23 protein-coding genes and 1 pseudogene are annotated in these 23,937 nt (G+C 48.2%); 20 read left to right on the forward strand and 4 right to left on the reverse strand.

Annotation, left to right across the window (positions count from 1 at the left end):
• The first annotated feature begins 129 nt into the window (after positions 1-129).
• The 11 genes from AOY24_RS00370 to AOY24_RS00420 all read left to right on the forward strand — a co-directional run bounded on the left by AOY24_RS00370 (position 130) and on the right by AOY24_RS00420 (position 9,926).
• Positions 130-492, forward strand: coding sequence for a hypothetical protein (locus AOY24_RS00370; protein ID WP_042999976.1), 363 nt, complete (start codon positions 130-132; stop codon positions 490-492).
• Between the two features lie 89 nt (positions 493-581).
• Positions 582-1,103, forward strand: a complete 522-nt coding sequence (locus AOY24_RS00375) for a hypothetical protein (protein ID WP_150546940.1) — start codon at positions 582-584, stop codon at positions 1,101-1,103.
• Between the two features lie 18 nt (positions 1,104-1,121).
• Positions 1,122-1,616 carry a hypothetical protein gene (locus AOY24_RS00380; RefSeq protein ID WP_054175952.1) on the forward strand — a complete coding sequence of 165 codons (495 nt, stop codon included), beginning with the start codon at positions 1,122-1,124 and terminating at the stop codon, positions 1,614-1,616.
• Between the two features lie 48 nt (positions 1,617-1,664).
• The gene (locus AOY24_RS25585; RefSeq protein WP_054175953.1) at positions 1,665-2,099 is read left to right on the forward strand and encodes a prepilin peptidase; all 435 of its coding nucleotides are present in this window, start codon (positions 1,665-1,667) and stop codon (positions 2,097-2,099) included.
• A gap of 1 nt (position 2,100) precedes the next feature.
• Entirely contained in the window at positions 2,101-2,613 is a 513-nt protein-coding gene (locus AOY24_RS00390) for a TadE/TadG family type IV pilus assembly protein (RefSeq protein WP_054175954.1), read from the forward strand.
• A gap of 208 nt (positions 2,614-2,821) precedes the next feature.
• Complete coding sequence (gene tadF / locus AOY24_RS00395) at positions 2,822-3,508, forward strand: tight adherence pilus pseudopilin TadF (protein WP_054175955.1); 687 nt, start codon at positions 2,822-2,824, stop codon at positions 3,506-3,508.
• Positions 3,509-3,549: 41 nt separating this feature from the next.
• The gene (locus tag AOY24_RS00400) at positions 3,550-5,271 is read left to right on the forward strand and encodes a VWA domain-containing protein (protein ID WP_054175956.1); all 1,722 of its coding nucleotides are present in this window, start codon (positions 3,550-3,552) and stop codon (positions 5,269-5,271) included.
• A 65-nt stretch (positions 5,272-5,336) separates the two neighbouring features.
• A complete protein-coding gene (locus AOY24_RS00405) occupies positions 5,337-5,993 on the forward strand; it encodes a lytic transglycosylase domain-containing protein (protein ID WP_042999983.1) in 657 nt (218 codons plus the stop codon).
• A 341-nt stretch (positions 5,994-6,334) separates the two neighbouring features.
• Positions 6,335-6,862 (forward strand): ATP/GTP-binding protein, encoded by a 528-nt coding sequence (locus tag AOY24_RS00410; RefSeq protein WP_042999984.1) that lies wholly within the window; start codon positions 6,335-6,337, stop codon positions 6,860-6,862.
• Between the two features lie 40 nt (positions 6,863-6,902).
• Positions 6,903-7,262: a hypothetical protein gene (locus AOY24_RS00415; protein ID WP_042999985.1), complete on the forward strand. Its 360-nt coding sequence runs from the start codon at positions 6,903-6,905 to the stop codon at positions 7,260-7,262.
• 225 nt (positions 7,263-7,487) lie between these two features.
• The gene (locus AOY24_RS00420; protein ID WP_054175957.1) at positions 7,488-9,926 is read left to right on the forward strand and encodes a sulfatase-like hydrolase/transferase; all 2,439 of its coding nucleotides are present in this window, start codon (positions 7,488-7,490) and stop codon (positions 9,924-9,926) included.
• A gap of 156 nt (positions 9,927-10,082) precedes the next feature.
• On the opposite strand, the gene mnmC is transcribed toward AOY24_RS00420, so the two are convergent.
• The gene (gene mnmC / locus AOY24_RS00425; protein WP_054175958.1) at positions 10,083-12,083 is read right to left on the reverse strand and encodes a bifunctional tRNA (5-methylaminomethyl-2-thiouridine)(34)-methyltransferase MnmD/FAD-dependent 5-carboxymethylaminomethyl-2-thiouridine(34) oxidoreductase MnmC; all 2,001 of its coding nucleotides are present in this window, start codon (positions 12,081-12,083) and stop codon (positions 10,083-10,085) included.
• A gap of 158 nt (positions 12,084-12,241) precedes the next feature.
• Between mnmC and fabB the strand changes: the two genes are divergently transcribed.
• A complete protein-coding gene (gene fabB, locus AOY24_RS00430) occupies positions 12,242-13,459 on the forward strand; it encodes a beta-ketoacyl-ACP synthase I (RefSeq protein WP_044258478.1) in 1,218 nt (405 codons plus the stop codon).
• A 40-nt stretch (positions 13,460-13,499) separates the two neighbouring features.
• On the opposite strand, the gene AOY24_RS00435 is transcribed toward fabB, so the two are convergent.
• Together AOY24_RS00435 and AOY24_RS25300 are read right to left on the reverse strand one after the other, a co-directional pair.
• Positions 13,500-14,030 carry a YbjP/YqhG family protein gene (locus AOY24_RS00435; RefSeq protein ID WP_054175959.1) on the reverse strand — a complete coding sequence of 177 codons (531 nt, stop codon included), beginning with the start codon at positions 14,028-14,030 and terminating at the stop codon, positions 13,500-13,502.
• A 2-nt stretch (positions 14,031-14,032) separates the two neighbouring features.
• Positions 14,033-14,125 (reverse strand): annotated as a pseudogene (locus tag AOY24_RS25300) (hypothetical protein); the annotation flags it as partial.
• A 652-nt stretch (positions 14,126-14,777) separates the two neighbouring features.
• Between AOY24_RS25300 and AOY24_RS00440 the strand changes: the two are divergent.
• The gene (locus tag AOY24_RS00440) at positions 14,778-15,956 is read left to right on the forward strand and encodes an MFS transporter (protein ID WP_054175960.1); all 1,179 of its coding nucleotides are present in this window, start codon (positions 14,778-14,780) and stop codon (positions 15,954-15,956) included.
• On the opposite strand, the gene flk is transcribed toward AOY24_RS00440, so the two are convergent.
• Positions 15,953-16,954: a flagella biosynthesis regulator Flk gene (gene flk / locus AOY24_RS00445; protein WP_054176040.1), complete on the reverse strand. Its 1,002-nt coding sequence runs from the start codon at positions 16,952-16,954 to the stop codon at positions 15,953-15,955. The genes AOY24_RS00440 and flk overlap by 4 nt on opposite strands.
• A gap of 103 nt (positions 16,955-17,057) precedes the next feature.
• Here flk and pdxB point away from each other — a divergent pair, with 103 nt between their 5' ends.
• The 7 genes from pdxB (at position 17,058) to dedD (ending at position 23,849) form a co-directional block, all read left to right on the forward strand.
• The gene (gene pdxB / locus AOY24_RS00450; protein WP_044258488.1) at positions 17,058-18,194 is read left to right on the forward strand and encodes a 4-phosphoerythronate dehydrogenase PdxB; all 1,137 of its coding nucleotides are present in this window, start codon (positions 17,058-17,060) and stop codon (positions 18,192-18,194) included.
• A gap of 66 nt (positions 18,195-18,260) precedes the next feature.
• Complete coding sequence (locus tag AOY24_RS00455; RefSeq protein WP_042999992.1) at positions 18,261-19,274, forward strand: aspartate-semialdehyde dehydrogenase; 1,014 nt, start codon at positions 18,261-18,263, stop codon at positions 19,272-19,274.
• Positions 19,274-20,086 carry a tRNA pseudouridine(38-40) synthase TruA gene (gene truA / locus AOY24_RS00460; protein WP_044258491.1) on the forward strand — a complete coding sequence of 271 codons (813 nt, stop codon included), beginning with the start codon at positions 19,274-19,276 and terminating at the stop codon, positions 20,084-20,086. Before AOY24_RS00455 ends, truA begins: the two co-directional genes overlap by 1 nt.
• 24 nt (positions 20,087-20,110) lie before the next feature.
• Entirely contained in the window at positions 20,111-20,770 is a 660-nt protein-coding gene (locus tag AOY24_RS00465) for a DedA family protein (RefSeq protein WP_042999994.1), read from the forward strand.
• A gap of 153 nt (positions 20,771-20,923) precedes the next feature.
• Positions 20,924-21,838 (forward strand): acetyl-CoA carboxylase, carboxyltransferase subunit beta, encoded by a 915-nt coding sequence (gene accD / locus AOY24_RS00470; RefSeq protein ID WP_042999995.1) that lies wholly within the window; start codon positions 20,924-20,926, stop codon positions 21,836-21,838.
• A gap of 69 nt (positions 21,839-21,907) precedes the next feature.
• The gene (gene folC, locus AOY24_RS00475) at positions 21,908-23,176 is read left to right on the forward strand and encodes a bifunctional tetrahydrofolate synthase/dihydrofolate synthase (protein WP_054175961.1); all 1,269 of its coding nucleotides are present in this window, start codon (positions 21,908-21,910) and stop codon (positions 23,174-23,176) included.
• Positions 23,166-23,849 (forward strand): cell division protein DedD, encoded by a 684-nt coding sequence (gene dedD / locus AOY24_RS00480; protein ID WP_042999997.1) that lies wholly within the window; start codon positions 23,166-23,168, stop codon positions 23,847-23,849. Before folC ends, dedD begins: the two co-directional genes overlap by 11 nt.
• Positions 23,850-23,937 lie beyond the last annotated feature (88 nt).

Genomic DNA, 23,937 nt, shown 5'->3' on the forward strand with positions numbered 1-23,937 from the left:
TGCTTACTTAATCTTCTCGCTTATGCTTGCGAGGCTGTAGATTGTCTGTCCTGGATATTTAAGAGTTAATAGTCATAGTGCACTCTTTTACTGTCAATATTATTGGGGTAAAGAGTGAATGGAGCGAGTATGGAACATAAAATTAATAATTTGCTTGATACCTTATCTGGGATTGATGGAGTTCTGGGCGTTGCTTTAATAGATAACACAATTAAAGAAATCGTACACAGCAAAAATATCAATGATAGGTTTGGTTTTTTGAGTACAGGTATGAGTGATATTATCAGGGCGAATATAAAATTCAGTAAACTCTCTGCGCAACAAAAGACTATGGAAGATATATTAATTACCTATAGTGATGATATATTTCTTTTAAAACAAGTTCCTGAAGCAGCAAAATATTTTATTTTTATTCGTATTGCACGTGATGCAAATATTGCATTAACTCGCCTGCGATTAAATGAAAAATTTTCTAATTTGTCTGTGCAATAATCTTTAAAAGTTATTGTTGCATACAGTCCAGGTAATTTGCTTTATCGGAAAGCAAATTGGTGTTGAAAAATTTACGATGGTTAATGACGATGGATAAAATTATGTTACCGTTTGGTATGAATGACGTTGAGTCTGACCCCTCCGAGCCAGAATTAGAAGCGCATGATCAATCCGATTCAATGGAACAGCATAGTGATACAGATGTTAATACTATATCTGATTTGTTGATCAATGAATTAAAAGCCGAGCTTGAACGCTTCTCTGAGGGGAATGCAGTATTAAAAAATTTGCTCATATCTACAGCAGATGGCTTTGAAATTGCCTCTCTTCTCACGCCAGGCTATGAACTCCATATTCGAAAAGTATCAGCATTAACCAGTTCCCTGCTGGGGATCAGCTCTGCGATGTTAACTGAAGTGGGGGGCGGTGAGCAAAATGCCGTTTTTATGGAGAGCGACCAAAACATGATTCTTTTTAATCGCATCCCGGCCGCACAGAAGATGTTATGTTTGATGGCAATAACATCAAAAGATGAGTCAATAGGTCAAATTTTCTGGCGTGTAAGGCAGCTTTCGGAAAATATAATTGAGATTTGTAATAAACATTTATAAACACGGTGAGGTAATGTAATGAATAGTTCGTTTAGCTTTGAAGCCGCAGTAGGCTTGTGCGCTTCTGATTTTATCAGCGGTTTTATTTCAGCGAAGCCTGTCATTGAATCGCGTGAGAATATTACGGTAAATCGAATTTCACAGCTTCATGAGATGGTATCACAGATCAGAAAAGACCTTTTAGATAAAATGTCTGATGAACCTGTCGAGAGAATAGATTATTGCCTAAAGAAGGCTATTCATCTTACTCGTGCTGATATTACCTGTGGTGTTATTGCAATTGAACCGATTCTTTGCGATCGTGACACGCTGATCCGTGACACAATTAGTAACTATTTCAGTATGATATGGTCTCTTTTCGAAAAACACGACATTCGACTCATTAAGAATGAAAGCATTACAGTTTGTCACCAGCAAATTTCTTCAGCAGAAGTAGCTGTTAAACATCAGGATGTGGTTATTCCTGTGTATCACAAAATGAAGAGTGCTAAGAAGAAAAAGGGTAAAAGGTGATTTCTCTTTTTTATCTTGTCTGAAAACAAATTGTCATGGTATGAACTAATGATCTTATTGCAGAGAGGTTTGATAGTATTAATTGCCATTCAATTGATATATTGCTGTTATACGGACATTTTTGAGAGGAGAATTAGAAATAAAGTGGTTTTTACTATTTTGCTTCTCTCGCTTCTTCTCTCATTCGTCGTACAAGATATTAATATAAAAATTCCTCTCTCTATTATGATTGTTGGTTTTTTCATAAATCTTTTAGGGGTAATAGGTGCCGGGGATATAAAACTAATCGCATCTTTATCTTTTAGCATTCCAGCCAGCCAATTTATTGACTTTGCAGTTTTTGTCAGTTTACACGGCGTATTTTGTGCGCTTTCAATCTTATTGTTCACTCGATGTGTACTACATCATAATGAAACCTCTGTCCCATTTGGTGTTGCGATTACTATTGGTTATATCATGACCATGTGGAGGTTTGTTTATTAAAATGTCAAGACTCAGAAGATTATTTGCAGAGGAAGATGGTGCTGCAGCAATCGAATTTGCATTTGTTATCGTACCATTCATTGTTTCTATTCTTTTTATAATGGAGTTGTGCCGTGTAATTTTTATCATGGCTTCTCTGGACGCTCTCCTGGCAGATAGTGGGAATGCGTCAGCAAATATACAGGATCCCTCAAATCCGGATGTGGTACATGAGTATTTTCAAAATGCAATCAATGAAAGTGCCAACGGGTGGGCTTTATTGACTTTAGGTAAAGAGGTTGAAATAAAGACTGAAATAGCTTCATGTGGTTATGACCACAATGAAAAGGAACCATTTGTTAATTGTAGTGAACTGAGTAACACGAAAAATCCAATTTCCATATATAAAATTGAAGTTCCCTATGAACCGCTATTTTTTGTGTTCCCTGTTGATATTATGCAGGAAAAAATGACTCGCCGAATTGTCTATATACAAGAGGCCAATATTGACAGAAGCTTTAAGGATGGTTATTAACGGGAGCGATGTTTGCGCTTTGTGAATCAGTGAACTATTTAGCAAATAATAAACGCTTGCATTAATAATTCTTCTGGTGCAGAAGGTGCGAAAATACTTAGAGCAAGTTTTCATACGTATCATGATAACAATAAATAAAAACAGTTTTACCTATAAATTAGACATAGTCACTCTTGTTAAGTGAATCCTCTATATACAGGATGTTGCGATGAAACGTTACGGTTTATGGAAAAGATTATATTCTGAGAAAGGAACCTCAAGCATCGAGTTTGCTTTTTATTTACTGATTTTCGCTTTGATGTGCGGATTCCTGATTGATATGAGTTTTTCACTCATTAAAAAAAGCCATATGGAGCGCGTTAATTATTCATTAACAATGATTTTTCGTGAGCGAAAAGGTCTGTTTGGTGGCGGTAACGCTTCCGATATTAGCAAAAGCGATCTGGATACCTTAAAAGCAACGCTGGACGAGATGTTGCGCCAAAAAGATGGTTCCGTCGAGCCCTATCAGCTCGGTATACAAATTCTACAGCCTATAGCCCAACAATGTAGTATTCAAAGTAGTATTCAAAGTAGTCGCCTAAATAATTGCCCAAGCTCGCATCCCGTTAAACCAGACGGGCCACTTTCAAGATATACATCAACCTCTTTTAATACCATGTTCATTGAGGGTTGTGATGTTACACGTAAGTATTCCCGTCGTGAGGATCTTGCGAAGCTTTCGGTCTGGGGTCATCGCCCGGATAGATCTCCTGACGCTGATCAAGATTGGTTTCCGGTTTATGAAGTGATTTTGTGTGTTCCCGGAGCAGAAAGTTATTTTAATCGAGCTTTGGGCATCTTTAATAAGGACCTCGGTAGTCTTTATATTCGAAATGTCGCGCTGCCGCGGTAAACAAAGCTATCATTTCTGCTGGTAACTCAGGTAGATATAAAATGAAATATTTAATCAAACGATTTTTGTTATTCATTATTTGCAGGGAAGGCGCTGTAACAATAAGTTATGCGCTTATGTTGCCTACGCTTATCGGTTTCTTTTCATTAGCAATTGATGGGGCTCGATTTATCACTGAGCGGTCTCGTTTATCAGATGCTATTAATCAGGGCGTCTATTCAATTGCGATGTCATATGACAGTGACGATAAAAATGCAGATACTGAAAAAACAGTAATGTATTTATCTTATTATCTCCCTGGTGAGGAAATAGACAAAAACAAAGTCTATATAAATGTTGATAAAGAAAAGGATAAAAATGGTAAGGTGGTGTCGACAGATTTTTCCTTAGATTCTGATATCATCACCCATCCGTTACTTTCTTTATACAAAGAGGGTTATAGTGGTTTTCATTCGAACATAACTTTGCATGGCGAGCGGTCGTCGGGTCATATCCGCAAATCACTTGAAGATCTTTCCGTCCCTGCAGATTATACGTTTGTACTCGACTTTTCAGGTTCTATGAATAGTAGTTCAGCAGAGAGAGGCTACACTCGTATTGAATTATTAAAAAAAGTGTTTACCGATCTTGGTAACCGAATATTCGATAATGACAATGGTAGTACGATTGGTATTGTACCGTTCTCTACGGGAATTCCTGCCGTATTAGACAAGACGAATTACGCAAGTACGACAAGTAAAGAGGTTGGGTGTACTTATATTGGAAAGCTTCAGGATAAGTATTCAGGGTTAGACTGGAGTTTTTGGTATAACAAACAACCACCGGAACGCACGACAGGTAATACCTTTATAAACAATACAGACGCCTATCTTAATAGTTATTATAAGGATGTAATCGCGAAAGCCAATGGTTATACGACAACCTCTGCGGAGACATGGTTAATTGATGAGGGGTATTGTAGAAAAGATAGTGGCAAGTTAACCTGTGATGCAGACCCTAGTTCTGATATTCATAACCCAGATAATTATGAGGAATTTACCAATAACTTTAATAAGTTTAATTTGCTAACAGCATCAGTAAGTAAATATAATTCTATCGCTAATATTGAAACAATGGATTACGAAGGTACTGTTGCAGACGATTATCTATTTACTGATGATAATGTTGTGACTTTTATTAATTATCTTAATGGTCCCTCTCAGTATTCTTCCGATCATGTTATTCCTTTTGAGTCTCTTTGCGCCTACGCTACTTCGGGGACCCATGATCATGCAAATGTCGCTAAATTTATCAGAACTATCGAAAAGCCCAATTACTATCTGGTGGAGCTTACAGATAACCGTTCCATAATAGACAATTTTAACAACATGGGACCTCCAGGTGGGGGGACGGATAGTATTAGTGGATTATTAAGAGCTGTACCACTCATCACCAAAGGCAAAAATGACGTTAAAATGATATTTGTCATCTCTGATGGTGAGGATGATACCTATTCAAAGAAAAATAGAAAGACACTAATGGATACATATCATCTCTGTGATGTAATCAGAAACGGTCTTAAAAAATATCCTGCTGGAACGACGACGACAGATGTGGAAATATATTATATCTCTTTAATAAGTAATGGTTCTGATTTAGACTGGCAAAACTCTTGTGTCGGTCCTGGACACGCTTTTATAGCAACTAATTACGATGCGCTTTATGATGTCATTGCCGGAGCGATGGCAAGAGAAACGACCCGCTATGTAAACCCGGATGAATAGTCAAAATTCCCGTAGTGCAAATAAACGTCGCTACATTTTTCTCTATTTTCTGAAAGGGTTTGAGAATGTTTGACTTGCCCGCTATTACGGCACAATGCGGTGCGGAAGTGTACACTGAGGCTATACATCGAATTATCAGCGTTGAGTCTTCTTTTAACCCTTATGCCATAGGCGTGGTGGGGGGAAGACTGGCTCGTCAGCCTGTAAATAAGGAAGAGGCTATTGTTACTGCTCGCTATCTTGCTAACGCTGGTTGGAATTTTTCAATGGGGCTGGCGCAGATAAACCGGTATAATTTGTCCAGATATGCCCTTGATTATGAAACTGTATTTGAACCATGTTCAAACCTCCGCGCTGCGGCTTCTATTTATCAGGAATGTTACGATCGCGCGTTAAAAGTATCTGATGCGGAAACCGCCCGGCTGAAAGCGTTCTCCTGTTACTACAGTGGTAACTTTAGTCGGGGTTTCATTGCAGATGCTGGAGGAAGTTCCAGCTATGTGCAACGGATTGCAAATGTGAAGATGGATAATCAGGCAATCAATAACGTGCTGCCTATACCTGTGTTAGGGAACGGAGGTAAGGATAGCCATACTGCTTCGAGCCAACACAAAGGAACACGAGGTAAGTCGAATAAGAATACTGTTGATTCACGACGTATGCGAAGCCTTAATTCTCATCATGATGCAGCTCAGGGAATTAAACAGCTTAGAGGTGATTAATGGGTAATGCGTGGATTTCAGAACAATTTTTAATTCTTTTTTAAGAAAATCAGTAACTCTTGCCTGGATTGTATCTTACCTATTCAATCTACTCATCATTTAAATGGAAGTATATTATTACAAGCATGTTTTAGTTCTATTGTTTGCCATTTTTTTTTAGTCTGATGAATATTATGTGTATGACCTTTTGGAAGGGCGGTTTATATTCATGTGTCGATGGTGCATTATAATGCTGGCAATTTTTTCTGGTTATTTCCTTTTTTATGCTTATAATGTATTTCATACGGTGAGCCTCTGAATGTTGCAAAAACACACTAATTTGCTATCTGGTGTTTTTATATATGAATGAATTAAAAATAGTGTTCGTGGGTCCAACAGGGGCTGGTAAAACGACAGCCATAAATGCAGTTAGTGAAATATCTGTTGTGAGCACGGAGGTTATGCGTTCCTCATTAGATACAGAGTCTTTGAATAGTCAGCTGGTTCCAAAGAAGACAGTCACTGTTGGCATTGATTATGGTGAGTTTAGCTTTAACAATGATACCCGTGTGAGACTCTATGGTGTCCCTGGTCAGATGAGGTTCGAGTTTCTCTGGGAGTTTATGAGTAAAGGATCAAGAGGCACTGTAATACTTTTTGATATTACCAGCAAGACATTTACAGATGAAATTAATTTTTTCATCAATAGGTTTCGTGATGTGTTGTTGACCAGTAAATGTATTGTAGGAATTAGTAAGTATAGTGAGTCTTATTCCGATAGAGTCATTGAAATATTAGATTTAATTAATGATTCAAATGTTCCTGTTATTGCTGTTGATATCAGGAATAAGGAGGATGTACTGAAGTTATTGGCGTTGTTGATCGAGTAGTTTTATTGGAATTAATCTATTTTTTTATAAAGGACTTATCATGAGTAATATTTCTGAATCATTAAATTCGCTGATGCAGGTTTCTGGTGCGATCGTCGCTTCTGTTGTTGACTCTAATAGCGGTATGATGCTAGGTCAGGCTGGCTCAGGCATTAACCTGGAACTGGCTTCTGCAGGTAACACCGAAGTAGTGCGTGCAAAAATGAAAACGATGGAAACCCTTAAGCTCAACGATAAAATTGATGATATTCTGATTACATTAGGTAAACAGTATCATATTATTTGCCCTATTGATAAGAATCCAGGGCTTTTTATCTATTTTGTTCTTGATAAGGCGAAAGCTAACTTAGCCCTGGCTCGTCACCATGTAAAAGAAGTTGAGTCCCAGTTAGTTGTATGATTATTGATTGAGTAAAGAGTTTTGTCATTGTCATACTATGTCAATGACTGTAGGCTCAACAAATTCATTAATACCCTACCGGCATTTTGCTTGTAGGGTATTTTATTGTTTTATGTTTATAAAAACATTCATTATGAATAATATACTTATGGGAAACAGTTGATAAATAATTTTCTATGACGTCAGCATTTCTAATGCCTGAGATTTAAAAGGATGCGGTTTATTATGGAAATGGGGAATGAGAGTTGGTCTTTTTTAGCAGCATTGCTTTATTTGTCTGCTTTCTTTTTTTTCTTTAAAAGCCACAGTCGAGGTATCGCCGGCTCGATCATTGCTACCTGTTTTATCCTTATTACAATAATTTTTAGTTTATTGACAGGGTGCTATTTAGTCGCTAATTGGTTTACGGGTATAGGTTTTGATGATTCTGTTTTCTACCATCTTCGATTCGGAGTCGAAGGGGGAGATTTTAGTGATTTTTACTTTTTAATATTTTACTTCTTATTGTCGCAAGCTATTTTTGCAGTTCTTATTATTATCTATTTGAGGTCTTTTTTAAAAAGCAAAAATACCAAATTCAAAATTGTGCCGGTGGTTGAAGGCGTGATAATGGTGTTATGCGCATTCTTTTGTACTCCTGCAACCTCAAATTTAATTTCGTATTCGTTGACATCGCAATCCTCAGGTGATTTTTCTGATTATTTTATAAAGCCGCAAGTCATATCATCGACTCAAAAGCCTAAGAATATCATTTATTTTTATCTGGAGAGTCTGGAAGGGAATTATATGGATGAAAGTCTTTTCCCTGGATTACTTCCTGAGTTGCATAAAATTGAAAAGGATAGCGTTACATTCACTAACATTGGTCAAACTATTGGTAGCAGTTGGACAATGGCCGGAATGGTTTCCAGTCAATGCGGTTTGCCGTTATTATCTGTGTTCACCAATGATAATTTCCAGATGAATAATTTTATGCCCAATGCTGTATGTTTAGGGGATATTTTAAAATCGAAAGGCTATCACCTGGAGTTTATGGGCGGAGCCGAAACTGAATTCGCAGGAAAAGGGCAGTTTTATAAGGATCATGGTTTTTCTGATGTGAAAGGTAGGAAAGAGTTTATTGATCAACATGTGGCCAAAGATTACATAAACAACTGGGGGCTGTATGATGATACCCTTTACGAACAATTACTGACGCGCGTTGCTTCTTTGCGACAGACCCAGGCGCCCTGGGGACTCTTTTCAATCAATATCGGAACCCATCAGCCGGAAGGGTATCTGGCACATGAATGCGCGACTATGAAGTATGGTGATGGTAATGATCATCTGCTGAATGCGGCGCATTGTACCGATTTCCTTATTGGTAAAGTGTATCAGTCCTTGAAGAAGAAAGGTCTTCTGGATGATACGTTACTGGTTTTTGGTTCAGATCATCTCGCTCCAGTAATGGTAAAGACACTAGAGACGTTGAAGAAGAAGGAACGCCATAATTTATTGATGATCACTGGCGCGGGTATCAAACCAACTCAAAATCCTCGTCATGGTACAACTCTTGATGTTTCTCCGACCATTCTCAATTATCTGAACTATGGTTCTCACCCTGTAGGGCTTGGCCGTGATTTAAATGGCAATATGGCGACGCTCGCGGAAAATTTCTCGGGGCAAATGTTCCTGGACAGAAAACTACTTTCCTGGCGAACGACTATTGATATGGCATTCTGGGGTTACCCTGATATTAATGGCAGCGTTGAAATTGATTCCCACAAAAAGCAAGTTAAGGTAGGCGATAAGTCATTTAAGATCCCTTCTCTTATCCGTTACACGAAAACCGGTAAAATAGAAGATGTTGTCTTTAGCAGCGATAATATCATCTCTGTCGGGAATAACAGCTATCTTCCCGCATTTTTCCTTGTGAACCTTATTAGCAACAATCAAATGTTTTTGTGGATAGATACTTGTCGTGAGTTATCAACACTGAATCCTGAGTTGCGTAGTTTTGGCAATCAGTATTGCTATTACAATGGTTCTCTGGCTTCCGTTCATTCGACATCAGGTCTTATTTCTAAAACACCCATGGCAGTTAAGGTCAATCTGAATGAAGATAATGCTTATTCTTCCTCACGAGCGAATGATTTACGTAATGCGTTGAAGGATAAAAATCTAATGGTCTGGACAGAGACGCTGTTAAAATCTGAAAAAACACATAGTTTTCCGCCTGTTAATATCATGTCTGCCGGACATCATTCACTTATTCAGCCTTCAATACTTGCTAACCGCTTTCTGGAAGGCGATGGTTTGTTTTTGACCCGTTTTACCTATACAAATCTCCCTTCGGTGGGGGTTACCATCTACCCGGAAGTCATTGGAAAACTGGCGGTTTGCGATAAAAAACAGGGGGGAATCTCCCTTTCCCGGATGATTAAAGATGCCTCGCCTGCAAAAGGAAAAACGAATCTGTTTTATGCCATTATGGGTAATGTTGATCCGGAGTGTACAAAAGGGGTTGCTAACCGCATTGATCTCGATTTGCCTCAGTTCGCTGCATTGACTGCGGAGAAGCCTTATATCGCTATTCTTGATGATAATCTGAGGCCTCTTACTGAGAACGCTGGTCGTCCTGATCAGTCTATAGCCATACAGGTCAAGTTTAATGATGATGAATAACCGCACGAGTCAGCGTAATGCTTGAGCCGTTTACCGCGTAAAGCTACATGATACGCCTGCGTTGACTGCTTTAAGACGAGGCGTATTGATACCTTCTACGCGATATGGTCTGTTCTCGTTGGGTTTAGCTCATCATGCCGGAACTGATTTGATGGGCTACTCAACAGGCCGACCTTTCAGGAGTTTACGGATCCACAGTCGATTCGGGTTCAGTGCAGCCAGTGTCAATTTGTCGAGGGGAAGAGGTTCACTGCTCATTTGGGAAGCCAGAATTTCAGCTGCAAGTGGCCCAGAACAAAGTCCGCGAGCACCCAGGGCACCAATCATATACAGGTCCGGATAATATGGGGCTAAAACGGCATCTTTAGTCTGTTCATTGAGTGTTGCATAGCATGAAAGCGTCGACGCGTAGTCCGGAACGCTTCCTACCATCGGTAAATGATCGCGGGTGGCACAACGCACGCCGCAGCGAGCATCTTTGTCGTTCACATCGACTTCTTTGGCCCAGTCTACCGCCGGGAAGCAGTCAATCAGGCGCTGCCTATTTTGCTGCTGATCGTCTTCCCGATACTGCGTCTCTTCGCTGCCGCGATGGTAGCTGGCGCCGATACAGTGTTGTTGATTCGTCGGATTTTGCGGCGTCAGATAACCGTCATAGCACAGCACCTGACGGATCCCGGAAAGCGCTGGCGTCGTCGGAATATGACTGACCTGGCCGGCGACAGCGTAGACGGGTAACGTCTGCGTTTGGGCAAAATGGTTAATCTGATGACCATTGGCCAGCACAACCGCGGCATGTTCTGCGTGACTGCCGTGCATAAAGTGCAGATCCCAGCCGGAAGCTGAACGGTGAAGAGCTGCCAGAGAGTGTTGGTAATGGCAGCGTAGCCCTTGTTTTTCCGCGAGTTTCAGCACGGCAGCGGTCAGTTGCGCCGGGCACAGCCAACCGCCTTGCGGATAGGTTATGCCACCGCACCCAGTGTCTACCCCGGTAAGTTTTTGTGCCTGGGCGACATCCACCGCGCTTGCCAGTGCAGACGGCAATGCCAGCGACAGCATTTGTTGGATCTTGTGCTGGCTCTTGTCGTCATAGCCAAACTGCGTGACGCCACACCAGTCATGATCAAATTCTACGGGCAGGGCGTCATACAAGCGACGGGCAAAGGTAAATGCCGCCGGGAAGAAAAGGGTGAGCGCCGTGTCGTGCTTGCTGAGCAGGGGATAAAGTGCTCCCTGACGGTTGCCGGATGCGCCCAGGGCGGGGGCGTCATCGGCACAATAGAGTGTCACTTGCCAGCCCCGGCGTAACAACGAAAGCGAAAGCAGTGCACTGGCGATCCCGCCGCCAATGATTGCGACGTCACGTTTTTCGCTTCCCTGACGAGCAAACCACGGCGTTGAGGACGGGATTTTCAGCGTTTGTTCCATGGTTCCGCGCAGCATTTCGCGCTTGCGGCCAAAACCTTTGCATTTCTGCATAGTAAAGCCGGCATCCTGCAAACCACGACGAACAAATCCCGCAGATGTAAAGGTTGCCAGCGTACCGCCAGGACGAGCCAGACGCGCCATGGCGTTAAACAGATTTTGCGTCCACATGTCCGGATTTTTGGCCGGGGCGAAGCCGTCGAGAAACCAGGCGTCAACTTTTTGATTCAGGCTGTCGTCGAGTTGATCGGTGAGTTCATTAATATCGCCAAACCAGAGGTCGAGCGTGACGCGTCCTTCTTCCAGCAGCAGGCGGTGGCAACCCGCCAGCGGCAACGGCCACTGGGCCTGAAGTGGCCCGGCAAATTCGGCCAACTCCGGCCAGTGCTGATGCGCCGCTGTGAGATCGTCACGACTCAACGGAAATTTTTCAAAACTGATGAAATGTAATCTTTGTAGCGTAGCATCGGGCTGAGTGGCGCGAAATGCGGCGAACGCCTGCCAGAGCGTGAGAAAGTTCAGACCCGTGCCGAAGCCGCTCTCAGCCACCACAAACAACGGGCGAGGATGTTCCACAAAGCGTTCAGCGATCCGGTTGCCTCCGAGGAAGACATAGCGCGTCTCTTCCAGACCGTTGTCGTTGGAAAAGTAGACGTCGTCAAAATCTCGGGAAACAGGTGTACCCTCAGCGTTGAATTCGAGGTTGGCGGGTTGTATAGCGTATTGTTTCACGTAAGTTACTCGTCTGACAGGCAGTGTCACGATCTTAGCGATGTGTGCCAGGCGGCGCAAATTTCAGTATAAATTGGCTGATCGGACTTGTTCGGCGTACAAGTGTACGCTATTGTGCCAATCGAAACTTACTATAGTGCGACTGACAGAGGTATTGAATGAAACGTGCAGTGATTACTGGCTTGGGCATTGTTTCCAGCATCGGTAATAACCAGCAGGAAGTCCTGGCATCTCTGCGTGAAGGACGTTCAGGGATCACTTTTTCTGAAGAGTTTAAAGATGCGGGAATGCGCAGCCACGTATGGGGTAACGTCAAACTGGACACCACTGGTTTGATCGACCGTAAAGTGGTGCGTTTCATGAACGATGCCTCTATTTATGCCTATCTCTCCATGCGTGAAGCTATCGCAGACGCTGGTCTGAGCGAAGAGGTTTATCAGAATAACCCGCGCGTTGGCCTGATTGCAGGTTCCGGTGGATCGTCTAAAGCGCAGGTTTTCGGTGCTGACGCCATGCGCAGCCCGCGTGGTCTGAAAGCAGTTGGCCCGTATGTGGTCACCAAAGCGATGGGCTCTGCCGTTTCGGCCTGCCTCGCTACACCGTTTAAAATCCATGGCGTAAACTATTCGATTAGCTCGGCCTGCGCGACGTCTTCTCACTGCATCGGCAATGCGGTTGAACAAATTCAACTGGGTAAACAGGACATCGTATTTGCGGGCGGCGGCGAAGAGCTGGGCTGGGAAATGGCCTGTGAGTTCGACGCGATGGGCGCACTGTCCACCAAATATAACGATCAGCCTGCTAAAGCTTCCCGTACCTATGACGCGCACCGTGATGGTTTTGTTATCGCGGGTGGCGGCGGTATGGTGGTGGTTGAAGAACTGGAACACGCCCTGGCGCGTGGCGCGCATATCTACGCGGAAATCGTGGGCTACGGCGCGACCTCTGATGGCGCGGATATGGTGGCTCCGTCCGGCGAAGGCGCAGTGCGCTGCATGCAGATGGCGATGCACGGTGTAGATACGCCGATCGACTATCTGAACTCCCACGGTACTTCAACGCCGGTGGGCGACGTGAAAGAGCTGGGCGCGATTCGCGAAGTGTTTGGCGATAAGAGTCCTGCGATCTCTGCGACCAAAGCGATGACAGGTCACTCTCTTGGCGCCGCGGGCGTACAGGAAGCAATTTACTCTCTGTTGATGCTGGAGCATGGCTTTATTGCACCGAGCATCAATATCGAAGAGATGGACGAGCAGGCTGCAGGCCTGAACATCGTGACCGAAACTGTCGATTGCGAACTGAACACCGTTATGTCTAACAGCTTCGGTTTCGGCGGTACTAACGCCACGCTGGTGATGCGTAAGCTGAAAGCGTAAGACAATTATTGACGGAAAAGGGAGCCATAAGGCTCCCTTTTTACTTTTTAAGCGGTTCGTATTCCGGCGCAATTTCTGCTGACCACGCCCTGGCACGGGCAATGGCACCGGCGCTGTAAATGGGATGTTCAAACTGGTTTCCGACATCCCTGACACGATAGATTTTCCAGTGTTTTTCTTCCCAACGCGTATAGACCTCCAGTTGAACGGGCGCTATGTTGGCGGGTCCACCCAGTTTGACATCCACTTTTTCGCCGCCGAGGAAGGGACGTGCTTGTCCAACCTGTAACAGTGGGATCCACTCAGGGGCATAATCCTGCACATACATAAAGTAGTCTGAGTCGACGATGTCTTGCTCATAATAGCTATCGATCAACGTCAGGCGATCGATAACCTCTTTAGTAACATAACGTTGCATTACCCCGCGGGTATCGTGAGGCTTAGCTGGTGCATCGATAAATGCCGCCATCCACGCGAGATAGAATTGTTTAACGTCTTCTGTGCTGTCGTGCCGGGGCGTGGAGCAACTGCAAAGCAGCAGGACAAGTGCTAAAAAAGAGAAGGCTCTCATCGCTATTTCCTGTAGATGATATAGGCCGGTTTTGCCGCCCGGTAACCAGGGCCTGCCCACATGTCGCGTTGTCTGAAATCTGAGTACCACTCTGAACGACTCATTGCGGCTGTTTTAGCCCAACTCATCATAACCCCTGTAAGTGATGTGCATAGAAAAATAAATGCAGCATTAACAAAATTATGTGTGGATGTGTAACCGTTAAGACTGTTCATGCTATTTTTGTCTATTTATTAATTGCAGGGAATAATAAAACAACTTTTAATCATTCATTTGCTTTTTTAATATGCATTCTACAATGCAGAATAAATATCATTTTCTCTTGTCAACTAAATATGCCACCAATAACGCCTGGATGACATGGGAAAAGCTTTTTTATGTCATTGGCGAAAGGAAGGAAATGATTTTTTCGCCATGGTTTACGATACAGGAATGTATTAGCGTACCTGGATTTTCGGCAGCGTCCACGCTGTTTACCTTCGACTCAAGATACCGAGTCCATATAAAAAGAGTATCAAGTACAAACAGGGCAAGTGCCGTATACCTTCATGCTTTAGCAACAAACCATCATTACGTAACGCAGGGTTACTGTTGACAACATTAGTCACTCGCAGGCAGACTTCAGGCCCATCATTATCTTCCGGATAATGCGTAAGCGTTTGACGTTATCCAACGCACCTTAATCCTGACGGTCAGGTGGAGGGGGCGTGGCGTTTCCTCGCCTTACTCTGCATTCTGGAGTAACGCATGACAGCAGTAACCCATAAAGAAAAAACATCTGCAGCGAACACATCGCTTTTTCGTATCGCGTTTGCGGTCTTTTTGACCTACATGACGGTCGGCCTGCCGCTACCCGTCATTCCACTTTTTGTTCACCATGAACTGGGCTATGGCAATACGATGGTCGGTATCGCCGTGGGGATTCAGTTTCTCGCAACCGTCTTATCGCGCGGCTATGCCGGGCGACTCGCCGATCAGTACGGCGCCAAGCGCTCTGCGCTGCAGGGCATGTTCGCCTGCGCGCTGGCAGGTGGCGCGTGGCTACTGGCGGCACTCTTACCCGTTTCTGTACCGATCAAATTCGCGTTATTAATCGTCGGACGGTTGATCCTCGGCTTTGGGGAAAGCCAGTTACTGACCGGCACCCTGACCTGGGGACTGGGCCTGGTGGGGCCGTCACGTTCCGGTAAAGTGATGTCGTGGAACGGGATGGCGATTTACGGCGCGCTGGCGGCAGGGGCGCCGCTGGGTCTGCTGATCCACAGCCATTTGGGGTTTGCGGGTCTTGCGGGCACGACAATGGTGTTACCGCTGCTGGCATGGGCGTTTAACGGAACGGTGCGTAAAGTACCGGCACATGCGGGCGAGCGTCCCTCACTGCGGAGCGTCGTGGGGCTTATCTGGAAACCGGGTCTGGGCCTCGCGCTGCAAGGCGTGGGATTTGCCGTGATCGGCACCTTTATCTCTCTCTATTTCGCCAGCCACGGCTGGGCGATGGCCGGCTTTACACTGACCGCCTTTGGCGGGGCTTTTGTGTTCATGCGCGTGCTGTTTGGCTGGATGCCGGATCGCTATGGCGGGGTCAGGGTGGCTATCGCTTCTCTGCTGATCGAGACCGTTGGGCTGGTCTTGCTCTGGCTGGCGCCGACGGCCTGGTTTGCGCTGCTCGGTGCAGCATTAACCGGAGCCGGCTGTTCGCTGATCTTCCCGGCGCTCGGCGTTGAAGTGGTGAAACGCGTACCGTCACAGGTCCGCGGGACCGCGCTGGGGGGGTATGCCGCATTTCAGGATATCTCTTACGCGGTCACTGGCCCGCTGGCGGGGTTGCTTGCCACGTCCTGTGGCTATCCATCCGTGTTTCTTGCCGGTGCGATTTCAGCGGTGCTGGGGATTGTGGTGACGCTACTGTCGTTTCGCTGGCGTTAGATGACCAGCCAGAAAATCAGTAACGCGACCAGCAGGGCGATGAACAGCAGTCCGGGACTCGCGGTGAACGAGCGCAGCGTATCGATAACCGGTGTAAACGGACTATAAATCGGCTGAATGTGGCGCGGATCGTTTAATTCCCGATCGCGCTCGACGCGGCGCAGGAAGATCTGATTCAGGAGATCCTGCACCTGCGCGGTGGTCAGCACCGTCTGCGGTTGAATTTGCCAGGTCTGCTGGGCGTAATCTTTCAGGTTGAGCAGTTCATCGGCTTCCAGCGGTTGCTTGAGCGCCGCCTGTAGCGATTGCAGGGTAGGGGCGTGTTGCAGACTCAGGGTTTGACGCGCCTGCAGCCAGGTCGCCAGATGGGTGAACTGTTTTGCCGGGATAAGCTCACCGCTTTTCACGCCAGAAAGTTCCAGCATTGATTGCCAGATCAGCTTGCTGGATTCCCCCGTTGCGGCGGCCAGTTTGGTAACCAGTTGATTTAACGTATTGTGTTCGGCTGGCAGTAGCGGGCGATCGGTCGCCGGGCGCTGCTGCGGCTGCGGGATCGACAACTGTCCCTGCTGTAAAAGCGTCAGCACATTCTTAAGCTGTTCCGGTTTGAGTTGACTGAGCGCCGTTTGTCCGTACTGCTGACGAATAAAATCGCTGACCGCCTGGCGGTTATTTCCCTGAGTCAGTAATTCTGTCAACTGTGAAAGCACCTGGCGGTTGGCATGATTTTGTTGGGCCACACCGAGGCGCTGGTTGAGATTTTGTTCCGCCGCAGGGAAATGGCGCGACAGCAGTGGAGTATCGCTTTTTACGCCGAGATCGTGCTTCATACCTGCCCACACTTCCGCACTTTGCTGTTGCGTCAGTGAAATCAGGCGCGTTATCAGGCGTTCCAGTACGGTCCGCTGTTGCGTGGAGAGCGGTTGTTCGCCCGCCGTGGAAACCGCAGGTTGCCCTTCACCGGGAGGGCGTGCGGGAGTACCGGAAATGGGTTGCATCATCACTTATCCTTAAACCATCAATCTTAGCAAAGTATGCCTGGCGGCCAGATTATGGCACACTTGCCCGGTTAACTCTCGTTCTCAAACAGGTACGACAGACGTGAAAATTCTCGTTGATGAAAATATGCCTTATGCCCGCGAATTGTTTAGTCGTCTGGGTGAGGTCAAAGCGGTTCCCGGACGTCCCATCCCTGTCGCTGAGCTGGATGATGCCGATGCGTTAATGGTGCGTTCGGTCACCAAAGTGAACGCGTCGCTGCTGGAAGGGAAAGCCATCAAGTTTGTGGGTACCGCAACTGCGGGTACCGACCATGTGGATGAGGACTGGCTCAGGCTGGCGGGCATCGGATTTTCAGCGGCACCAGGCTGTAACGCCATTGCGGTGGTGGAATATGTGTTCTCCGCGCTACTGATGCTGGCAGAACGTGACGGATTCGCGCTGCGCGATCGTACAGTCGGGATTGTCGGTGTAGGTAACGTCGGTGGACGCCTGCAGGCGCGACTGGAAGCACTGGGGATCCGCACGCTGTTATGCGATCCACCCCGTGCGGATCGCGGGGACGAGGGCGACTTCCGCTCGCTTGATGAACTGGTTCAGGAAGCGGATGTCCTGACATTCCACACGCCGCTGTTTAAAGAAGGGCCTTACAAAACGCTGCATCTGGCCGATGATGCGCTGATTTCTCGTCTGAAACCGGGCTCTATTCTGATTAATGCCTGTCGTGGCGCCGTGGTGGATAACGCCGCGTTGCTGGCGCGTCTTAACGCCGGACAGGATCTGAGTGTGGTTCTGGATGTCTGGGAAGGCGAGCCGGATCTGAATGTCGACCTGCTGAACACGATCGATATCGGCACCGCGCACATTGCGGGCTACACGCTGGAAGGCAAAGCGCGCGGCACCACGCAGGTCTTTGAAGCATATAGCGCATTTATCGGTCATGAGCAGCGTGTCGCACTGGATACCTTGCTGCCGGCCCCGGAATTTGGCCGTATTACGCTGCATGGTCCGTTGGATCAGCCGACGCTGAAAAGACTGGTGCATTTGGTGTATGATGTGCGCCGCGACGATGCGCCGCTGCGCAACGTTGCCGGAATACCGGGTGAATTTGATAAACTGCGCAAAAATTACCTCGAGCGTCGTGAATGGTCCTCACTGTATGTGATGTGCGACGACGCAGATGCGGCGGCGTTACTGTGTAAACTGGGTTTTAACGCAGTTCATCACCCGACACGTTAATGTCTTCTTAATGCCCCCTGACGAATAATCGGCAGGGAGGCTTATGCTTTTCTGGAGTAAACCACCATGTCTGAAGGCTGGAATATTGCCGTCCTCGGCGCGACGGGCGCCGTTGGCGAAGCGTTGCTTGAAACCCTGGCTGAACGTCAGTTCCCGGTAGGGGAAATTTTTGCGCTGGCACGTAATGAAAGCGCAGGCGAACATCTGCGCTTTGGTGGTAAGTCAGTGATTGTGCAGGATGCGGCCGAATTTGACTGGACGCAGGCGCAACTGGCCTTTTTCGTTGCTGGCGTTGAGGCCACGGCGGCCTGGGTTGAAGAGGCGACAAACGCGGGCTGTCTGGTCATTGATTCCAGCGGTCTGTTCGCGCTTGAACCCGACGTTCCGCTGGTGGTGCCGGAAGTGAACCCGTTCGTGCTGGCGGACTATCGCAATCGCAATGTGATCGCCGTGCCGAACAGCCTGACCAGCCAACTGCTGGCCGCGCTGAAACCGCTTATCGATCAGGGTGGGCTTTCTCGCATCACCGTAACCAGTCTGCTTTCGGCATCTGCGCAGGGTAAAAAAGCGGTCGATGCACTGGCCGGACAAAGCGCGAAACTGCTGAACGGGATCCCCATCGATGAAGATGATTTCTTTGGTCGCCAACTGGCGTTCAACATGTTGCCGTTGTTGCCGGATCGCGAAGGCAGCGTGCGTGAAGAGCGGCGGATCGTCGATGAAGTACGCAAAATCATGCAGGATGATGGGTTGTTGATCTCGGCAAACTGCGTACAGTCACCGGTGTTTTACGGTCACGCGCAGATGGTGGCATTTGAAGCGCTGCGTCCACTGGCTGCCGAAGAGGCTCGTGATGCCTTTTCCCGCGGCGAAGACATTGTACTGTCAGAAGAGAGTGAATTTCCGACCCAGGTGGGCGACGCTTCAGGCAGCGCGCATCTGTCTGTGGGCTGCGTGCGTAACGATTACGGCATGCCGGAACAGGTTCAGTTCTGGTCCGTGGCGGATAACGTCCGCTTTGGCGGCGCGCTGATGGCGGTGAAAATTGCGGAAAAACTGGTGCAGGAGTACCTGTACTGATGTCTGACCAGCAACAACTGCCGGTGTATAAAATTGCGCTGGGCATCGAGTATGACGGCAGCAAATATTATGGCTGGCAGCGTCAGAATGAAGTCCGCAGTGTGCAGGAAAAGCTGGAAAAGGCGCTTTCACTGGTCGCCAATGAGCCGATTAACGTCTTTTGCGCCGGGCGCACCGATGCCGGTGTGCACGGCACCGGACAGGTTGTGCATTTTGAAACCACCGCGCTGCGTAAAGATGCGGCCTGGACATTGGGTGTAAATGCGAATTTGCCTGGTGACATTGCGGTGCGATGGGTGAAAGCTGTACCGGAAGATTTTCACGCGCGATTCAGCGCCACGGCTCGCCGATATCGTTACATCATCTACAATCACCGGTTACGTCCGGCGGTGTTAGGCAAAGGGGTGACGCATTATTACGAGCCGCTGGACGCCGAACGCATGCATCGTGCGGCGCAGTGTCTGATTGGCGAGAATGACTTTACGTCGTTTCGCGCCGTCCAGTGCCAGTCGCGCACGCCGTGGCGCAACGTGATGCATATTAATGTGTCGCGCCATGGGGCGTATGTGGTGGTCGATATCAAAGCGAATGCTTTTGTACATCATATGGTCAGGAACATTGTTGGCAGCCTGATGGAAGTAGGCGCCCACAACCAGCCGGAGAGCTGGATAGCAGAGTTGTTAGCGGCAAAGGACAGAACGCTCGCAGCGGCAACGGCGAAGGCCGAAGGACTGTATCTGGTTGCGGTGGACTACCCTGACCGGTTTGACCTTCCTAAACCGCCTATGGGCCCGCTCTTTCTGGCGGACTAATTCGAGTCGTATAAAGGCACACCTATGGACCTGATTTACTTTCTCATCGATTTTATCCTGCACATTGATGTGCACCTGGCGGAACTGGTCGCAGAGTACGGCGTCTGGGTTTACGCAATTTTGTTCCTGATTTTGTTCTGTGAAACCGGACTGGTGGTCACGCCGTTCCTGCCAGGGGACTCCCTGCTGTTTGTGGCGGGAGCGCTGGCGTCGCTGGGCACCAACGATCTCAATGTGCACCTGATGGTGGTGTTGATGCTGATTGCCGCGATTGTCGGGGATGCGGTGAACTACACTATTGGTCGCCTGTTCGGCGAGAAGTTATTCAGTAACCCGGACTCGAAGATTTTCCGCCGTAGCTATCTGGACAAAACACACCAGTTTTACGAAAAACACGGTGGAAAAACCATCATTCTCGCCCGCTTTGTGCCGATTGTCAGAACATTTGCACCGTTTGTGGCGGGAATGGGACATATGTCGTATCGTCATTTTGCGGCGTATAACGTGATAGGTGCGCTGTTGTGGGTTCTGCTCTTTACCTATGCCGGTTACTTCTTCGGCACCATTCCGATGATTCAGAACAACCTTAAGTTGCTGATCGTCGGGATTATTGTGGTATCGATCCTGCCGGGCGTGGTGGAAATTGTTCGCCATAAACGCGCAGCGTCACGTGTAACAAAATAGAAACTAACTCAGCGGTTCGACCACTTTTTTGTCCAAAGTTTCGGGCTGTTATGTTTTAATGTGCAACATTCATGGTCTGTTGGGGGCAAAAATGGCATTATGCGCCCCCACGGCAAAACTGGAACACACCAGGTTCAGGCAGAAAGGTCATAAATGAGCTGGATTGAACGAATTAAAAGCAACATTACTCCCACCCGCAAGGCAAGCATTCCTGAAGGGGTGTGGACTAAGTGTGATAGCTGCGGTCAGGTTTTATACCGTGCTGAGCTGGAACGTAATCTTGAGGTCTGTCCGAAGTGTGACCATCACATGCGTATGTCGGCGCGTAACCGCCTGCATAGCCTGTTAGATGAAGGAACGCTGGTGGAGCTGGGTAGCGAACTCGAGCCGAAAGACGTGCTGAAGTTCCGTGACTCCAAGAAATACAAAGACCGTCTGGCGTCCGCGCAAAAGGAAACCGGCGAGAAAGATGCGCTGGTCGTGATGAAGGGTACGCTTCACGGCATGCCGGTTGTGGCAGCGGCATTTGAGTTTGCTTTCATGGGCGGCTCGATGGGTTCTGTGGTCGGCGCACGTTTTGTCCGTGCCGTTGAACAGGCGCTGGAAGATAACTGCCCGCTGGTATGCTTCTCCGCCTCCGGCGGTGCGCGTATGCAGGAAGCGCTGATGTCGCTGATGCAGATGGCGAAAACCTCTGCGGCGCTGGCAAAAATGCAGGAGCGCGGTCTGCCGTACATCTCCGTGCTGACTGACCCAACAATGGGCGGCGTCTCTGCAAGCTTCGCGATGCTCGGCGATCTCAACATTGCTGAACCGAAAGCGCTGATCGGCTTCGCGGGTCCGCGCGTTATCGAGCAAACCGTACGTGAGAAACTGCCGCCGGGATTCCAGCGCAGTGAGTTTCTGATCGAAAAAGGCGCTATCGATATGATCATCCGCCGTCCGGAGATGCGCCTGAAACTGGCGAGCATTCTGGCGAAGCTGATGAATCTGCCGGCGCCAAATCCGGATACCCCGCGTGAAGGCGTAGTGGTGCCGCCGGTGCCGGATCAGGAACCCGAGGCCTGATAACTGAAAAGGGCAGGGCCACAGGCGCTGCCCTTTTGCTTTTCTCAACGTAACGATTTCACGGGCATCATGAATAACAAACGTATTCCTAAAGCCACGTCGCCCCTGGCCTCGTGGCTTTCTTATCTGGAAAACCTCCACGCGAAAACGATCGATCTGGGCCTTGAGCGCGTAAGCCAGGTGGCTGCGCGACTGGGCGTACTGAAGCCTGCGCCGTTTGTCTTCACCGTGGCTGGCACTAATGGCAAAGGCACGACCTGCCGGACGCTGGAGTCGGTATTGACGGCGGCGGGATATAACGTCGGGGTATACAGTTCGCCGCATCTGGTGCGTTACACTGAACGTGTACGTGTACGTGGCAATGAACTGCCCGAATCGGCTCACACTGAATCCTTTGCCGAGATCGAAGCGGCGCGTGGGGACATCTCGCTGACCTATTTCGAATACGGCACTTTGTCTGCATTGTGGCTGTTTAAGCAGGCACAACTGGATGTGGTGATCCTGGAAGTTGGGCTGGGTGGACGACTCGACGCGACAAATATCGTCGATGCCGATGTTGGCGTAGTCACCAGCATCGCGCTGGATCATACCGACTGGCTGGGGCCGGATCGTGAAAGCATTGGCCGTGAAAAGGCCGGTATTTTCCGTGCGGGAAAACCGGCGATTGTCGGCGAACCCGAAATGCCTTATACCATCGCCGATGTCGCACTGGAGAAAGGCGCGCGGTTACAGCGTCGTGGCGAGGACTGGCAGTTTACGGTAACGGAGACGGGCTGGTCTTTTAGCGATCGCCACGGTAGCCTGGTGAATTTACCGCTGCCACAGGTGCCTCAACCTAATGCGGCGACTGCGCTGGCGGCACTGCGCGCCAGCGGCCTGAACGTCAGTGAGCAGGCGATTCGCGACGGGATTGCCCGGGCGATTCTACCAGGACGTTTCCAGATTGTGAGCGAGTCGCCGCGCGTCATTCTTGATGTCGCGCATAATCCTCATGCGGCGGAATATCTCACCGGACGGCTGAAAATGTTGCCGAAAAAGGGGCGCGTTCTTGCCGTTATCGGTATGCTACATGATAAGGATATTGCGGGAACGTTGGCCTGGTTGAAAAGCGTGGTCGACGACTGGTATTGTGCTCCGCTGGAAGGCCCCCGGGGCGCAACGGCAGAACAACTGCTGGAACATCTCGGTAAAGGCAGTGTCTATGACAGTGTCGCGCTGGCATGGCATGCGGCGCTGGCAGACGCGAGACCAGAAGATACCGTACTGGTGTGCGGTTCATTTCACACGGTTGCACATGTCATGGAAGTGATGGACGCGGGGAGAATCGGTGGCGAGTAAGTTTCAGAATCGTTTAGTCGGCACGATCGTGCTGGTCGCGCTGGGCGTCATTGTGTTGCCCGGGCTGCTCGACGGGCAGAAAAAACATTATCAGGATGAATTCGCGGCGATCCCGCTGGTCCCGAAACCGGGCGATCGCGATGAGCCGGATATGATGCCAGCGGCAACGCAGGCTTTGCCGACTCAGCCGCCAGAAGGGGCGGCGGAAGAGGTACGGGCAGGCGATGCGGCGGCACCGTCGTTGGATCCGTCACGCTATGCATCAGCGAATAATCCTGAGCTTGATTCGACGCCAGCGCCGGTAGAGCAGCCCAAACCAAAACCGGTTGAAAAGCCGAAGCCGCAACCGAAGCCGCCTGTAGAGGCAACGCCTGCTCCGGTTCCCGCTCCTGCGCCAAAACCGGCGGCAGAAGAGAAACCGGCGCCCACGGGTAAAGCCTACGTTGTGCAGTTAGGGGCGCTGAAAAATGCCGATAAGGTCAATGAGATCGTGGGTAAACTTCGTGCCGCAGGTTTCCGGGTATATACTTCTCCGTCAACGCCAGTACAGGGTAAAATAACCCGTATTCTCGTGGGGCCGGATGCATCACGCGACAAGCTGAAAGGCTCGCTCGGCGAGCTGCAGCAAATCTCCGGATTAAGCGGAGTGGTGATGGGGTACAGCCCGAACTAAGTGAGGGTTGCCTGATGACAGCGCTCGGCGTCTTATCAGGCTTCCCACCTTGTTGTATGTCGGCCGGATAAGGCGTTTACACCGCCAT

The organism is Citrobacter sp. CtB7.12 (genome assembly GCF_001297795.1).
GTDB lineage: Bacteria > Pseudomonadota > Gammaproteobacteria > Enterobacterales > Enterobacteriaceae > Citrobacter_A > Citrobacter_A amalonaticus.